Source organism: Phormidium yuhuli AB48, assembly GCF_023983615.1.
GTDB lineage: Bacteria > Cyanobacteriota > Cyanobacteriia > Cyanobacteriales > Geitlerinemataceae > Sodalinema > Sodalinema yuhuli.
Window position 1 is genome coordinate 4654630 of record NZ_CP098611.1, and the last position, 15280, is coordinate 4669909.

Consider the following 15280-nt stretch of genomic DNA (forward strand, 5'->3'; position numbering starts at 1 on the left):
TCGTACAGAACAGGGATGTGACCCCCTCCGAGATCTCGGCTTGAGCAGGTCCCCTTAACCCCTCCCGAATGGATTAAAACATCATGGATGGAATTTGTACCCTAGCGAATGATTACGTCTACGACCAACTCGTGGCCCTGCTCAATAGTATCGAGGTGAACCAGGGCAAGGATACCCCGGTCTGTGTTTTTCCCTATGATGATAATTTAGAACGGGTGAGAGCGGAGGTTGCACGTCGTCCCAATGTGCAACTCTATGATGACCAAGAGTCGATTGAGCGTTGGGATACATTTTTTCGTCGGGTCTGGGATGCACATCCGACGGCTCATCGCCGACGTCAAGAGCGAGGACATACACAACCCTATTATCGCTTTGGTCATCACCGTTATTTTTCATCTTTCGATGGGCCATTTGATCGCTTCGTTTACCTGGATGCCGACGTTTTACTGATGGGTCCTCTCAATTCAGTTTTTGAGAAATTAGAACACTATGATTGGGTTGTCTATGACTATCAGTTTAAAGATCCAGGGCATATCTATGACCTAGATTACAAAAATCTCTACGACATTTTCCCAAACGAAAGAATTGAGAAAGAAGTTTTTTGTTCCGGGTTTTATGGAACCCACAGACATTTATATTCACCAGAAGAGCTAGAGCAGCTTCTCGGCTATATGGAAGCTGGGGAAGCCGAGGTGCTTTATATCTGGGCGGCGGATCAGCCCATTCTCAATTACCTGCTGATGCGATCGCAGCGACGTATCTATAATTTTTCCCATCACCTTCCCGCTGAAGAACGAACCGGTTGCTGTGTCACATCCCCTCATTTTGAGGAGAAGGATGGGATCATGTATGACAAGGGCAAACGCTTGACCTATCTTCATTATATTGGTGTTTCTTCCTCAGTGTTTCGGCGCTTGTGCGAGGGAGAAAATCTTGACTGTCCCTATCGTGATGTATTTTTGCATTATCGCTATCTCCATGAACCGGAAAACTGCCCGAAATTTACCGGAGCTGCCAAACCCCTCAATCGACCCCCCAGCTTGACTCAACGGCTCCTACGGAAAATTGGTATTACATCTAAGTAAGCTAAAGTAAGACAACTGGAATGAGGATGATATTATGAAGCGGGGGATTTATATTGTTGCCAATGACAAAGTTCTTGAACAAACCATTGCTTTTCTGAAGAGTTTACGTCACTATGATGCCGAAACGCCGGTTATTCTGATTCCTTTTGATGCTAATTATCAACGGGTCTTGGAGGTGACAGAGCCGTTTGGTGTTACCCTATTTGAGGATTTAGATTTCGTTGATGACCTCTGCCTCAAGCTTCACAATATTTTTGGCAAGGGGTTTTTTAATACACCGAATAAGCAACGCAAACAAGCTTGCTGGTTTGGTCCATTTGATGAATTTTTGTACATCGATGTTGACATTATTGTTTTTGAGAAAATAATAGAGAATCTAAGCTACCTTGAAGATTACGATTTCTTATGTTGTGATTATCAATATACTAATGGGACTAAAAATGTCTTCACTTCCAAAGTTTTGGAAGATGGAGTGTTTACAGAAGATGACCTGCAAGATGTTTTTAATAGCGGTTGGTGGGCCTCTAAGAAGGGTTTATTTTCCCTAGAGGACTTATATGAGACCTTCGCAGAATGTGCTGAGCATCCCGATTACTTTGACTTTTCTCAGAAAACCACCGATCAGCCGATTTTCAACTATCTCGTCCTGAAACGGATTCAACGCCGCTTTAACCTGGTGCGCCGGCCGGGGAAAGCCCCAGGAAGTTGGGCCCGCAGTCCTCATTTTCAACGGGAGGGCGATCGCCTCATCGACACAAAAACCGGACAGCCCCTGCAATATCTCCATTGGGCCGGAGTACGCATTGAACCGGGTTGTCCCTATTGGGATATTTGGGAGCATTATCGCTATCTTGGGGAGGAAACTCCTGAACGTACCGCGATCGCCCCCCCAACCCCCTCCATTTCCCGTCAGTGGCTCGATCGCCTTAAGCAGTTCCTCAAGGGTCTGCAACCCTAATCATCGAAGTAGCGTCCCTCAAGCAGGCGTCACAAATCCCTGTCGCTTCAGCGCAGCGAGGATGTTGAATCATAGGGATGGACATCATGGCCACCCCTAGGGGCGAGATTTAAGGATTTACAGCAGAGGGAGTAGTTTGCGAATCGCGGGGCCAGGTAAAAGGACGATTGCGCTCCCCAGCCATCCGTTCAAATACCGCTAAATTCTCTGGCGAGAGTTCCTTCTGCCAACGCAGATCTAACTTAATCTCAAAATCAATCTTGTTATAATAATCACCATGAATCGTTTCTAGGGGTTGTTGAGCCTTTAGTCCTCGATACTTGGCAATCATAGAATTGATGCCAGAACTCCCAACGACATGATGATGAGGATGTTTCCAAAATTCAATCATATCCGGTCTAAACTCAAGACCAACGGCATCACAAACTTGTTTGAGCGTCCCCTCAGGATCTGAAGCCAACGCCTCATAGTGAACCATCATTTTACGATCGCTTGGATATCGATCATAAATCTTGTTTTTCTGGTCTAACTCATTTAACCAATGTTGTGTCAACCCCTCAATGCCCTTATCTGGATAAATCCGTAAATAGGAATTGACCACCGCTCGTCCGTCCCGAACCATATGAATCAAGAACGGCTGTAACCACTGTTGCCGAAACTCCCGTGCTGCTAGGCGTTGATTGAGCCAAGAAAAATACTTACTCGAATCAACCAAAACATCAGCATCAATCTTCTCAAACAGACGACTGTAGGGATTTAGAATGGCATCATTGCCCAGCCAACCCCGCACCCATCGTTCCAACTTCAGAGGGATATGACGATGTAGCCGGTGTCCACTCATTCCTCGGGCTAAATTCTGCCGTTCTGTCTCCGTGAACTGTTCCTGCCAAAAATAACTATCCTCCAACACACACAGCCGCTTCCCGCGTTTCACAAAATCGGGTAGCTTACTAATTTCTCCCAAAGAAAACGCTCGTGGGTGACTCCCTAACATTAAATCCATTAACGTGGAGCCAGACCGACCAATTCCAATAATAAAAACGACTGATTTTTGCATGATTGAGCTTAATTGCCTCAACACTCTTTTTTCTGGGTTGACAACGACTGGCCGGCGATCGCCAGTCCAGTGCCATTCCATCCTATCAAACCCAATCTTGCCCAGGAGTAGCCGCACCATCAATGTTGATCGCGATCGCAGTGTAACCTGATCGCGATCGCTGCGGGAACTGTTGACGATCGCATTGGGTCATAGATCCCAATCATGGAAATCTTCCTTATTGTTCGGCAGACTAGACGTATAGACCAAAAGCGGGTCATTCTATCCCGGAAGACCCTATCCACCCAACCGAGGACCCCAAGCCATGCGTTCCGAACCGAGTTCCTATAGTTTCAACGACCGGGCCTTAACCCAAACCCTCCACGGAACCCTGCTGCGCTACTTCTGCAATGCGTTCGATGGCACGATAGCTCAGCAACTGGCCGATTGTCAATTTGGCTTTGCCCCCAGTCCTGTGGGAGAACCCACCTTCTTTATTGTTGCCCCCAGTCGGGAGGAGATTGAACGTCTCAGCAGCGAGGTGGATCGCCTTGTCCATAAAGTTGCTGACTTGATGCCCGGGATGCGTAAACTGGCCCTGTGTTGCCAACCTCCTAGTTCCAGACCCGTCCCCAACCCCGGTGTTCTCTGTGGCCGTGTGTTTTCCGTACCGCAACTTGAGTTGGATACTAACTCCGACTAAGTCTTAACCATGACGCTTCTGATGCCATTGCCAAGGGTGACTAACGATATCCTGTAACTCAGGAGATTGAGGGATCCAGCCCAAACTTTGACGGGCCTTGTCACTACTGCCAACTAAAATTGGGGAATCGCCAGCACGGCGACCGGCCATCTGAACAGGAATCTTACGGCCAGTCACCTCAGTCGCCACATCGATAACATCTTTCACCGAAAAGCCATTGCCATTTCCCAAGTTAAACAGACTTTCCAGCATCGATTAAGTATTGCAATCCTAAAACATAGACCTGTGCTGACTCGCAATGGATGTAGTTGCGAACACAGGTTCTGTCGGGGGTATCGTAGCCTGATTTCGGGATAAGCTAAACACCTAAAACTCTTGTCCAGTAAAGAGTTCAGCCAATCCGGTCTGAGATGATGCCGACTTGTGATTCGCAACAAGCCGGTTTATAGAGTCACCATCGTCATGGATGGTGACTCTTAATCTGTTCAGCGATATTTTCATCGGTGCGGCTTGTGCTCTAATCATTAATTTACTTGTACAAATAAAACTAAAAGACAGATAGACTAAGACAGCAACAAAACACAAAGTCATCTTAGATAAGAATATCTGTATTTTAAATTGCTTAAACTGAAACGTCTAATACTAGCCTAACCTAGACCACAGCTAAGTTGACATCTCAAGCCAAGCAACGTTAACCTTGGGTTAACCTAAGGTTAACGTTGCAAAACTCAGACAGACGTTGAACAGCATCCAGCGCCACGGAGATTCCTGTGCCGCCAGAGTCTGGAGAGTTCTTTCTGAAAGGGTTTCAGCTTGTCGCTGGGAGGAACTAAAAGTTGCTTGACTATACATTTGAAGATTATGAAGGCGTAATCTCGGCTTTACCTGAGTTGGAGGCTAAACTCTGTCCCTTAGCATCCCCAGAGCCGCATTTCTTTATCGACTTCAGCTCTGGATCTTACCGGATTGCCAACCCTAAGAATTTTCTCTCATTACTGCGGAGTTTTTCCCGCCGGGGGGCACGGATGCGGCGGCTCATGAACTCAACACGTTCGGTTTTACAGTCTCATCCCACCATTGCGACCCATGCTACATCCATTAGCCTCGGTCGTTATGTGGGTAGGGGCCTCCGTTTGTTTTATCCCAATGTCACCCTTAAAGTCCGCCAGAAGAGCAAGTCGGATGGAAAAAATCCCAAAAAACCCTGGTTTGTCCTGGAACAGGAAGGTCGGAACGCCTTACGTCAAAAACTTGGGAATCGCACGGCAATTCGAGTTCCAGAGATATTTGATGCCGGAGAATACGGCGAGGTGTCTTATCTTTTGGAAGAACGGTTAAGTTTCCGTGTGCTAACGCCTCAAAATCCTGAGGATCGGCAACTGCTTTTGGATCTATACTTGCCAAACTTGCTAGCCTGGTATGACTCCCCAGAGGAGCGGCCCTTCTCCAGCTTGTTTGAAGGGGACCTGGCCGGTTTACTAGAGACCGCTTTAGAAAGTCCGGCAATGGCTGAGTTAGACTCGGTTCAGTCCCAATGCGTCCATACACTCGTCGATGAGCTGGCTAGGTTGGATATGGTGGTCCCGTTTGCCGATGGACATGGGGATATGTCTTTGAAGAACACCGGGGTGACCCCTGAGCGTGAGTTGGTCTTAATGGATTGGGAAGCCTATCAGACTCGTCCCGTTGCCCTAGAGTTTAACGACCTGATTCGTCCTTTTGGTATTGGCAGCGAAGTGCATCAGGCCATCCGCAAGGCCTACTCGCGCCAATTCCAAATTGCACCGGAGTTGTTTGACCGCCAATTGTGTCTCTTTAATTTAACCCGCTGGCGTCATCAGCTTCTACTTGCGGGAAACCGGAAGGATCCCCAAAAGCGTCGGCCCTTTTTGCAAGCAGCCCTAGTCAAACTCGAATCCGCTAAACGATTTGCCCAAACGGCTCAAGATTGCTCTTGCCAACCTGCCGCAACGGCACGCTAGGTTTCAGGGGCGCTAGCTGGGTAACGGACTCCCGACGCCGACCACTTAGGCGGTACGGCGCGGGCTTCTCCGCCAAGACCGCTAGGATTTAGGTTTCGCGGTTTTGACTAAATTACCGTAATATTCGTGGTGGTTTTAGCCATATAAAATAAGATGCTAAAATCGAGTCCATCAAAAACTCTGAGAAGCCTGTCGTTTTTTAAACGATCTAAGTCTTAACCATGACGCTTCTGATGCCATTGCCAAGCGTGACTAACGATATCCTGTAACTCAGGATATTGAGGGATCCAGCCCAAACTTTGACGGGCCTTGTCACTACTGCCAACTAAAATTGGGGAATCGCCAGCACGGCGACCGGCCATCTGAACAGGAATCTTACGGCCAGTCACCTCAGTCGCCACATCGATAACATCTTTCACCGAAAAGCCATTGCCATTTCCCAAGTTAAACGCCTCAGACTTTCCACCATCCATTAAGTATTGCAATCCTAAAACATGGGCCTGTGCTAAGTCGCAAACATGGATGTAGTCGCGAACACAGGTTCCGTCGGGGGTATCGTAGTCGGTCCCGAAGATGGCGATCGACGGACGTTGTCCCAACGCCGCCTGAAGCACTAAGGGAATGAGGTGAGTTTCAGGATGATGATCCTCCCCGAGTCGGGCTTGAGGATCGGCACCGGCGGCATTAAAGTAGCGGAAACAGACCGACTTGAGACCATAGGCCACATCAAAATCCGCCAAAATTTGTTCCACCATCAACTTGCTAAAGCCATAGGGATTGATAGGAACCTGGGGATGGTCTTCCGTTAAGGGCATAAACTGGGGAATGCCATAGGTCGCACAGGTGGACGAGAAGACCAAATGACGCACCCCCGCCGCCTGCATCGCTTCTAGGAGGGTTAGGGTTCCCACCACATTGTTGTGGTAATACTTTGCCGGGTCCGTCACCGATTCTCCCACAAAAATATAGGCCGCAAAGTGCATGACGGCCGCAATCTCAGAACGAGCAAAGAGGTCGTCGAGGAGGGGGCGATCGCAGGTATCCCCGAGAATAAACTCAACATCTAACACCTCCTCAACGATATCCCGATGTCCATAGACGAGATTATCGAGGATGATCACAGAATAGCCCGCTGCCTTGAGCGCCAAGACCGCATGGGAACCAATATATCCAGCTCCGCCTGTGACAAGAATAGTGGGGTTGTTTGAAGACACTGCAATTGACCTAAAAAACTATAATTCTTTCTCCAGAATAGAAGCAAATTCCGGAATTTGACGGGAGTTGCCCGCTTATTGATGCCAGCACCAAATTTTGATGGTTTTATCCCAACTCCCGGAGACAATGGTCCGACTTCGTTGAGCCACGGCAATTCCATGTACAGCCCCCATATGGCCCGAGAGCGTATCACAGACCCGGCGATCGCGGATACTCCAGATTTTGATGGTTTTGTCACTACTGGCCGAAATCAACATATCCTCATGCAAACCAAAGGCCACATCGTTAACATCCCAAAGGTGGTTCGCGAGAGTACAGACTTCTGTTCCCGATTGAAGATCCCAGAGCTTAATGGTGCGATCCTTACTCCCACTGGCCAAAAACTGATTATCCCTAGAAATTGCCACCGATAGAACCGATCCCAAATGGCCCGTCAGAGTATGCAGCAACTGGCGATCGCCCAAGTTCCAGACATAAATCTTATTATCCAGACCCCCGCTCACCAACCAGCGTCCATCGGGGGACAGGGCGATCGCCTTAATACTCCCTGATGGCGTTCGTAAAACCCCGCTCGTCTCACTCTGACCGGGTTTCCAGATCTGAAGGGTGCGATCCTTGCTACCACTAATCAGATAAGAGCCATCTCCCGCGAAGGCCAGGGACGTCACCCCCCGTAAATGCCCTCCCAGACTATCAAGGAGTTCTCCTGTCTCTAGATTCCATAACTTCACCGTCGCATCATCCCCGCCACTCGCGAGAACCTTACCATCGGGACTAATGGCCACCGCATTCACCGGCCGACGATGGCGATCGAGGGCATACTGAAGTTGACCCGTCTGCAAATTCCAAACAAACACCGTATTATCCAGACCACCGCCGACAATCCAGGGTAACGTTGGTCGACCGGTCTTACTAGAGAGGGGTTTACCTGCCGGGAGTCGTTCATAAATCGCGACACAACTGACCAATGAGGTTAACGCTGGCAAGGTGTAAGCACAATGCCAACCTCGGGTTTTCGGCAAAGGCGGCCGGTGAGAAATCGGAGTTATATCCTGAAACCGACTACTAGACGTGGGAAAAACTCGTCCCGAGGGAACCGGTGTCATCGAGGGGGGTTTCGGCGGTAAGGGTGGCATGGAACGCCGAGGCGACTGAGAGGAGGGGGCCTCAATATTGGTGGGAGGGAGAGAGGCGTTAGCTGGCTTAGTTTGGGGAGCCGAGACTGGAGCGTAGTCAGACCCCGCCGCTGCCGCCGTTTTTCGCTGTTTGGCCTGACGGCTCGGGGGTTTGCTGGCGGGAGGTTTAAAATCTCGGATAATCTCATCCACTGATTGATAACGCTCTTGCAGTCGCTCCTGAGTCATCTTGTCCAAAATTGCCCCCAAACGAGGACTCAGAGAAATCTCTTGTTCTGCTAACTTCTCCCGCCAGCGCCAACCCTTCATCGGATCAAACAATACATCAGGACGAGTATTGGTCAGTAATTGCAGACAGGTCACCCCCAGACTATAAATATCACTTGCCGGGTAAGCCTGACCGCTGCGTAACTGCTCTAGGGGAGCATAGCCCATGGTTCCCACTTTGGTTCCGGGTTCCGCTAGAGCCGTTTTGGTCAACTGCTTCGAGACGCCAAAGTCAATTAACATCAGTTTGCCATCACGATTGCGTCGCAAAATGTTGACCGGCGTGATGTCCCGATGGATAACCTTGTTTTGATGGACATACCGTAACACGGGCAGTAGTTGCACTAAAATTTCCCGAATTTTCGTTTCACTAAAGGCTCCCGAACGCTCCATCTCATGCCACAGGGTCTGGCCATCTACATATTCCTGGACTAGATACAGCCGTCCATCTTCTTCAAAAAAGGCGAATAAGGTGGGAATATGGGGATGTTCTCCCAATTTGGAGAGTTGGGTGGCTTCTTGATAGAACAGGGAAATCGTTTTGTCGTAACTGCCTTCGGTCACCTGGCTCCCATCATCTTGAGGTAAGAGTTGTTTAATGACACAGAAGGTATTGAGACGATCCTCATCCACCGCAATGTAGGTTCTACCAAATCCCCCTCTAGCTAATGGTTTCGTCGGACGGTAGCGCCCCCGGAGTTTGAGGCGAGACCCACAGGTGACACAGTGACTGGCATCATCTGTATTTCGGGGCTGCGAGCAGTTGGGATTAAGGCAGAAGATCATGATGGTGCGCGCGGGGACGGGTTGGCAAGTCCAGGTCTATTTTCCATTGTCTCCGATCAACCCGCAACTGTCCTGCTTTTTGTTGAGATTCGGTAGACCCTCGCTGCTGAGACCCCAGGCTGACCCCCCCCGACGAGATCTTGACGAGATCTCGTCGTCTATCCAATGGGGGACGAACCAATCAGGGCAATCGGGGAGCCGGGGTGCTAAAATCCAGCCAATTGCCTTAACCGACTTGACGACGCAATGAAATCAACCCTTTTTGCTCTAGACTTTGATGGTGTTCTCTGCAACGGTCTGATTGAATATTTCCAAACGGCCTGGCGAGCCTACTGTCAAGTTTGGTCTCCTAGCGTAATCACCCCCCCCGAGGATCTCGCAGCCAGTTTTTATCGCTTGCGTCCGGTGGTGGAAACGGGTTGGGAAATGCCGGTTGTTCTGCGATCGCGCCTGTTGGGCTATTCTGAGCAGGAGATTTTAGAGGATTGGCGACGGGTTTGTCAGACGGTGGTTGAGGATGAACAGCTTAATTCCAGCGAATTGGCGAATGCGGTAGATGGGGTTCGCGATCGCTGGATTCGTGAAAATGTCGATAACTGGTTGAGTCTGCACCGCTTTTATCCGGGGGTCATTGAACAGTTAAATCATTTACAAGCCTTGGAAATTCCCTGGGTCATCATTACGACCAAAGAAGGACGATTTGTTCGCGCTCTTTTAGCCGGTCAAGGGATTGAATTCCAGCGAAATCAGTTGTTTGGTAAAGAGGTCAAACTTCCAAAATATGAAATTTTACGCAGACTGCTCAATGAAACGCCCTATTCTGAGATCATTTTTATTGAGGATAGACTTAATACTCTCTATTCAGTTGCCGAATATGATGATTTAAGAGCTGTGCAGCTTTATTTGGCTGATTGGGGGTATAATACAGAGTCGATGCGAGAAATGGCTGAACAAGATGAGCGAATCAAGGTGATTTCGTTGGAGCAATTTGAAGCCTTAATTGTTAATTACAGCTAAGCCGTTTTTGTGAGAGTCTAAACCCTATGTCAAGCAAGCTTTTATCTGAATTAAGCCTGAATGGATTGCCCTTAAAAAATCGGGTCGTGATGGCATCCTTGACGCGATCGCGCGCTGGTGTAGAACGCATGGCAAACCCCCTGATGGCTAAATATTATCAGCAACGGGCCTCAGCCGGGTTAATCCTCAGCGAAGCCACGGTCATCTCCCGTCAAGGCATCGGTTGGCAACAGTCCCCAGGAATCTATAGCCCCGAACAAGCCCAAGCCTGGAAACAGGTCGTCGATAGCGTTCACGAACAGGGAACCCCCATTTTCCTGCAACTCTGGCATTGTGGCCGTGCCTCCCATACAGAGTTTCACCCCGAGTTAGGCTTACCGGTAGCCCCCTCGGCGATCGCCATTAGCGGAGATAGTATCCATACCCCCAAGGGCAAACAACCCTACGAAACTCCTCGCCCCTTAGAAACGGAAGAAATCCCTCAAATTGTCAATGATTATCGTCAGGGGGCTGAGTATGCCAAACAGGCGGGATTTGATGGGGTCGAAGTTCACGCTGCCAATGGATATCTCATCGACCAGTTTTTACAGTCTAAAACCAATCAGCGCCAAGATAACTATGGTGGAAGTCTAGAAAATCGCTATCGTTTCTTACAAGAAATTTTAGAAGCGGTGACCACGGTCTATCCCAGTAATCGAGTGGGCGTTAAACTATCCCCCAATGGGAACTTTAACGATGTTGGCTCCCCGGACTACCGAGAGACATTTCTCTATGTCGGCCAACAACTCAATGCTTACAATCTCGCCTATCTCCAAGTGGTCGATGGCTTAGACTTTGGCTTTCATGACTTGGGCGACCCCATGACCCTGGCCGAGTTTCGCGGAGTGTTCGAGGGTCCTTTGATGGGCAACTGTGGTTACAATCAAGACAAAGCGGAAGCCGCACTGGTCAGAGGAGATGCCGATTGTATTTCCTTCGGCCGACCCTTTATTAGCAATCCGGATCTCGTGGAACGCTTTGCCCAGGGTTGGCCCCTCACCCCAGCCGATGATATGTCCGGTTGGTATGCCTTTGATGCCAAAGGCTACACCGACTTTCCCCCCTATCAAGAGGCTTAAGATAAATCCCGTCGGGAGGGAGTGGTCTGCAAAAGTCCCTGTAGCCCCTGTTGAGGAGTCCATTGGACTGCCCCTACTTCGGTCAGGTTGAGAATTTGGATTCCTAATTGGCTGATTTGTTGCTGTTGGCCAGCCCTCAACGGGGAGGGGATAATGAGCACGCTAGGACGAAGCTGATCGAGAAACTCCCCATCCAGTTCGGGACCAAAAAAGACTAAATAATCCACCGAACTGAGGCGATCGCGTTGCAGCAGCGACTGTTGTTGATCCTCCGAGAGATTGCCCAGAATCAACCAAGTGCGATCGCCCACCTGCAAGCGGAGAACAGGGGGCCGATTGGACTGACTCTGTATCCGCATCCCCTCCTGAGTCAGTTCCATCCCTGGGGCCAGGAAGGTTCCCCCATCTTCCCCCGCCAGTCCCACATCCGAGAGACGATAGAGTTCTTGGGGCTGGACTTGATTGAGTAGGAGATCCCAACCTTCCCCCACCGACGAGGTGGCGATCGCCGCCTGCAAACGGCCCACCCCCTCCTGTTGTAGAAAGGGTAACACTGCATAGCGGGTAATTTGAAGATCGCCCCCCGAGATGAGACTGGTATGCCAACCCTGTTGCAGGGCGATCGCCGGTTCCCCTCTCGTCGCCAAAACCGTCACCCGCAAGAGATTCGCCTTCGCCAACGTCCCCGGAAGCAACAGCAAGACCAGTCCCAGGGCCGTGGCGGCCCCATACAAACCAAGGCGATAACGATACCGCCAGTGATGCAACGCCCAAACCCCGGCTATTAACCCATATAGCCCCAAAACTTGCCACAGTTGTAGCGGTTGCACCACAATCGCCCCCTGAGGAAGGTGCGAGATCCAAGTCACTAATCCCAACAACCCCTGAACCGGATAGCCTAAACTCCAAGCTAAAATTGCCCCCAACTCGGGACTAATCAGGGCGGCGATCGCACTAATAAAGCCCCCCAAGGTCACCACCACCAAAAACGGCGTTGCCAAAATATTCGCCAAAATACTATAGGTGGGCATTTGGCCAAACACCCCCAACTGCAACGGTAACGTCCAAATCATCGCCGCCACAGGAACTGCCAACATGGGCGAAAATCTTGGCGGACACCAATCCAGACGTTTCACCAAGGCCGGAACCGTCACCAACAAACCCAAGGTGGCTAAAAAACTCAACTGAAAGCCCAACTCCTCAATCCAGAGAGGATTCAGCAGCAGTAACAACACCGCCGCCAACAACAACGCCCCCAGAGGATTCACCCGTCGTTCCAGGGCCAACCCCAACAAACCGGCCCCACCCATCACGGCCGCCCGTAACACCGACGGTTGGAAGCCCACCAAACCCACATACACCAACAGGGTTAGGAGTCCCAGGAGTAGTTTCGGGCGATCGCCCCAGCGGCGGCTAATGCCCAACACCGCCCCCAAAATCAGAGACACATGAAACCCTGATGCTGCCAAGACATGGGCCAACCCCACATCAATAAAGCGATCGCGAATCTCATGGGGTAAACTCACCGCCTGTCGCCCCAAAACCATGGCACTCACCAAGGGCCCCTGGGGAACCCCGAGGCCCTGTTCATGGGTTCTGACAATGCGATCGCGCAAACGCCACCAACCCCAGCCAGATGTCTCCATTGCCGTGTCTAGATGGACGATATCTACCCGCAATCCCGCAAAAATGCCTTGTCGCGCCAAAAACTGCCTAAAGTCGAATCCCGTGGGATTTCGCGGCGCTTGCGGTTCATAAAGCCAGCCCGTCAAACGCAGATCACGCCCAGGATGTACCCCCTCCGCCATCTCCGGGGACACCGTGACATAGAGTTGTCCAGATACCGGTTCCGGCAGAGAGATTTCCCCCACATCCCCATCTAAGTCCACCTCCAGCAGGCGATCGGCCGCCAAGACAAACCGCAGTCGGTCATTACGGTTCAGCGTTGGCTGAGTCATCACCCGTCCCTGAACCGTGACATCGTGATTCGCATATCGGGCGATATCATCTGCCGCCGGTTTAGGAATGACCCCTTGCAGATACACCGTAGCCAAAAATCCCACCAGCCCCGCCACAAACCAGACCCCACCCCGGGGGCCTTTACGCCAAATCCGAGGCATCGCCAGGGCCAAAACTCCCGCCGCCAGCAGCCAGACATAAGCAATCCCCGGCACTCTCGCTAGAGAGACACCGAGGAGATAGGCCAAACAGAGAATAACACTTGAGGTTCGATGCACTCGACTCCCAAAACGTCAACGCTAGAGCAGGGGTCATAAGACTACCATAGCCCCACCCCCAACCCTTCGCAGCTAAATCGAGAGGCCCAAGCGAATCCCGAGAATCGCGTGAACTACCAACAAGACCATCAAGCTACTGCCAATATAAGCGTGAACCAGTCGTAAGTTAGCCGTTCCCCAAAACCCCTTAAAGGAGGTAAGACTCTGCAACACCAGTAACGCCACCACCATCGATCCGGTCCAAAAGTGGGGACTTTCCAGAATCGGCTGCTGTTGCATCACCAGAGAGAGAACCCCACCGGTGTAGCCCAACATCATGAAAAATGCCATGAATTTGGAGATTTTACTATGGGCGGAGCGATTTTTCTGAGACTCCTCTTTATCCTCAGCTAAGCGGCCTTTCCAACCGGTTAATGCCGTCGCACTGCCCATCGCCAGGGCCACAATCCCCATCATGACGGGATGGCCCCAATGGGTGATAGGGGCAGGGATATTCAAACTACGAAACTGAGCGGCAATGGGTTCTAACAGGTCACTGACCTGTTCACCCAAGGCGCTGGCCAATGTGATGTCAAAGGGTATCATTGAGGTGTTCTCCGAGTGTTCCTCAGTAATTTTAAAGCAGTCCGAGGCGAAGCGGTACGAGAACCACCCCATCCCCTACTGCCTCTTGCCTCTTGCCTCTTGCCTCTTGCCTTTTCCTAACGTGTTTATTCATATCCCTAAACCCTGGACCCTTCCCGCCTCTGATGTGACCTCCGAGACGGTGTTTTGGAATCGTCGCCGCTTTCTCAAGAGTGCGATCGCCGCTTCAGTGGGGGTTAGTACCCTCGGCTTGAGTGGCTGTCGTAGTTCCGATGACTCAGACCTCGATTCCCTGGCGGGGACGAGATCCTTAAAACCCTTATCTCGCAATCCTCAGTTTACGACCACCGAGTTGGGCGATCGCACCATTACCCCCCGTCGCTTAACCGCCGAATACAACAACTTCTACGAATTTGGGGGCAACAAATCCATCTGGAAAGCGGCCCAGGCCCTACCGACGGACTCTTGGAAAGTCGAGGTGGGGGGACTGGTCAAAAATCCCCAAACTTACGATCTCGATGACTTAAAACGCAAGTTTCCCACGGAAGAGCGCATTTATCGTTTCCGCTGTGTGGAGGCTTGGTCAATGGTCGTTCCTTGGGCCGGCTTTCCCATGCGGTTACTCCTAGAGGATGTGGACCCCCTCAGCCGTGCCAAGTTTGTCCGCTTCACCTCCTACTATGATTCTGAGGTGGTTCCGGGCCCCGGTTGGCGGCCCAATAGCCTCCCTTGGCCCTATACCGAAGGCTTAACCATTGAAGAGATGGCCAACGACCTAGCCTTTTTTGCCACAGGGGCCTATGGGGAAACTCTCCCGAAACAAAATGGGGCTCCCATCCGCATGGTAATGCCTTGGAAATACGGCTTTAAGGGGGCTAAGTCAATTGTCAAAATTGAGTTTGTCGAGGAACAGCCCGCCACCTACTGGAATAGCCTCATCCCCAATGAATATGGTTTTGTGGCCAACGTCAATCCAGATAAACCCCATCCTCGCTGGTCTCAAGCTCAAGAACGCTTAGTGAGTCGGGGGCCGTCCTTCTCTTGGGAGACCGTTCCCACGCTCCATTACAATGGCTATGGCGAATTTGTGGCTCATCTCTATGGCTGATGAGGATGGGGATTCAGCCGTTGTCTCACGTGAACGATTCACGCCAA

The 15280-nt window shown here is 50.8% G+C and carries 13 protein-coding genes; 7 read left to right on the forward strand and 6 right to left on the reverse strand.

The features are described from left to right. Positions 1–83: 83 nt before the first annotated feature. Both NEA10_RS20100 and NEA10_RS20105 read left to right on the forward strand, forming a co-directional pair. Positions 84–1085: an Npun_R2821/Npun_R2822 family protein gene (locus NEA10_RS20100; protein WP_252663130.1), complete on the forward strand. Its 1002-nt coding sequence runs from the start codon at positions 84–86 to the stop codon at positions 1083–1085. 34 nt (positions 1086–1119) lie between these two features. Beyond that, the gene (locus NEA10_RS20105) at positions 1120–2043 is read left to right on the forward strand and encodes an Npun_R2821/Npun_R2822 family protein (RefSeq protein ID WP_252663131.1); all 924 of its coding nucleotides are present in this window, start codon (positions 1120–1122) and stop codon (positions 2041–2043) included. Positions 2044–2152: 109 nt separating this feature from the next. On the opposite strand, the gene NEA10_RS20110 is transcribed toward NEA10_RS20105, so the two are convergent. Continuing rightward, positions 2153–3100: a sulfotransferase family protein gene (locus NEA10_RS20110; RefSeq protein ID WP_252663132.1), complete on the reverse strand. Its 948-nt coding sequence runs from the start codon at positions 3098–3100 to the stop codon at positions 2153–2155. Positions 3101–3404: 304 nt separating this feature from the next. On the opposite strand from NEA10_RS20110, the gene NEA10_RS20115 reads away from it, so the two are divergent. Further along, positions 3405–3782: a hypothetical protein gene (locus tag NEA10_RS20115; protein ID WP_252663133.1), complete on the forward strand. Its 378-nt coding sequence runs from the start codon at positions 3405–3407 to the stop codon at positions 3780–3782. A 3-nt stretch (positions 3783–3785) separates the two neighbouring features. On the opposite strand, the gene NEA10_RS20120 is transcribed toward NEA10_RS20115, so the two are convergent. Continuing rightward, positions 3786–4034, reverse strand: coding sequence for a hypothetical protein (locus NEA10_RS20120; RefSeq protein ID WP_309494466.1), 249 nt, complete (start codon positions 4032–4034; stop codon positions 3786–3788). A 785-nt stretch (positions 4035–4819) separates the two neighbouring features. On the opposite strand from NEA10_RS20120, the gene NEA10_RS20125 reads away from it, so the two are divergent. After that, on the forward strand, positions 4820–5764 hold the full coding sequence (locus NEA10_RS20125; RefSeq protein ID WP_252663134.1) for a hypothetical protein: 945 nt from the start codon (positions 4820–4822) through the stop codon (positions 5762–5764). Between the two features lie 215 nt (positions 5765–5979). On the opposite strand, the gene galE is transcribed toward NEA10_RS20125, so the two are convergent. Together galE and NEA10_RS20135 are read right to left on the reverse strand one after the other, a co-directional pair. Beyond that, positions 5980–6978 carry a UDP-glucose 4-epimerase GalE gene (gene galE, locus NEA10_RS20130; RefSeq protein ID WP_252663135.1) on the reverse strand — a complete coding sequence of 333 codons (999 nt, stop codon included), beginning with the start codon at positions 6976–6978 and terminating at the stop codon, positions 5980–5982. 75 nt (positions 6979–7053) lie between these two features. Continuing rightward, on the reverse strand, positions 7054–9168 hold the full coding sequence (locus tag NEA10_RS20135; protein ID WP_374111815.1) for a protein kinase domain-containing protein: 2115 nt from the start codon (positions 9166–9168) through the stop codon (positions 7054–7056). A gap of 246 nt (positions 9169–9414) precedes the next feature. Between NEA10_RS20135 and NEA10_RS20140 the strand changes: the two genes are divergently transcribed. Both NEA10_RS20140 and NEA10_RS20145 read left to right on the forward strand, forming a co-directional pair. Then, positions 9415–10185: an HAD family hydrolase gene (locus NEA10_RS20140; protein WP_252663137.1), complete on the forward strand. Its 771-nt coding sequence runs from the start codon at positions 9415–9417 to the stop codon at positions 10183–10185. Positions 10186–10211: 26 nt separating this feature from the next. Then, a complete protein-coding gene (locus tag NEA10_RS20145) occupies positions 10212–11303 on the forward strand; it encodes an alkene reductase (protein WP_252663138.1) in 1092 nt (363 codons plus the stop codon). On the opposite strand, the gene NEA10_RS20150 is transcribed toward NEA10_RS20145, so the two are convergent. Beyond that, entirely contained in the window at positions 11300–13540 is a 2241-nt protein-coding gene (locus tag NEA10_RS20150) for a ComEC/Rec2 family competence protein (RefSeq protein WP_252663139.1), read from the reverse strand. The two genes, NEA10_RS20145 and NEA10_RS20150, sit on opposite strands and share 4 nt — an antisense overlap. 72 nt (positions 13541–13612) lie before the next feature. Next, positions 13613–14125 (reverse strand): DUF4079 domain-containing protein, encoded by a 513-nt coding sequence (locus tag NEA10_RS20155; protein WP_252663140.1) that lies wholly within the window; start codon positions 14123–14125, stop codon positions 13613–13615. A 121-nt stretch (positions 14126–14246) separates the two neighbouring features. Here NEA10_RS20155 and msrP point away from each other — a divergent pair, with 121 nt between their 5' ends. Further along, the gene (msrP, locus tag NEA10_RS20160) at positions 14247–15233 is read left to right on the forward strand and encodes a protein-methionine-sulfoxide reductase catalytic subunit MsrP (RefSeq protein WP_374111817.1); all 987 of its coding nucleotides are present in this window, start codon (positions 14247–14249) and stop codon (positions 15231–15233) included. Positions 15234–15280 lie beyond the last annotated feature (47 nt).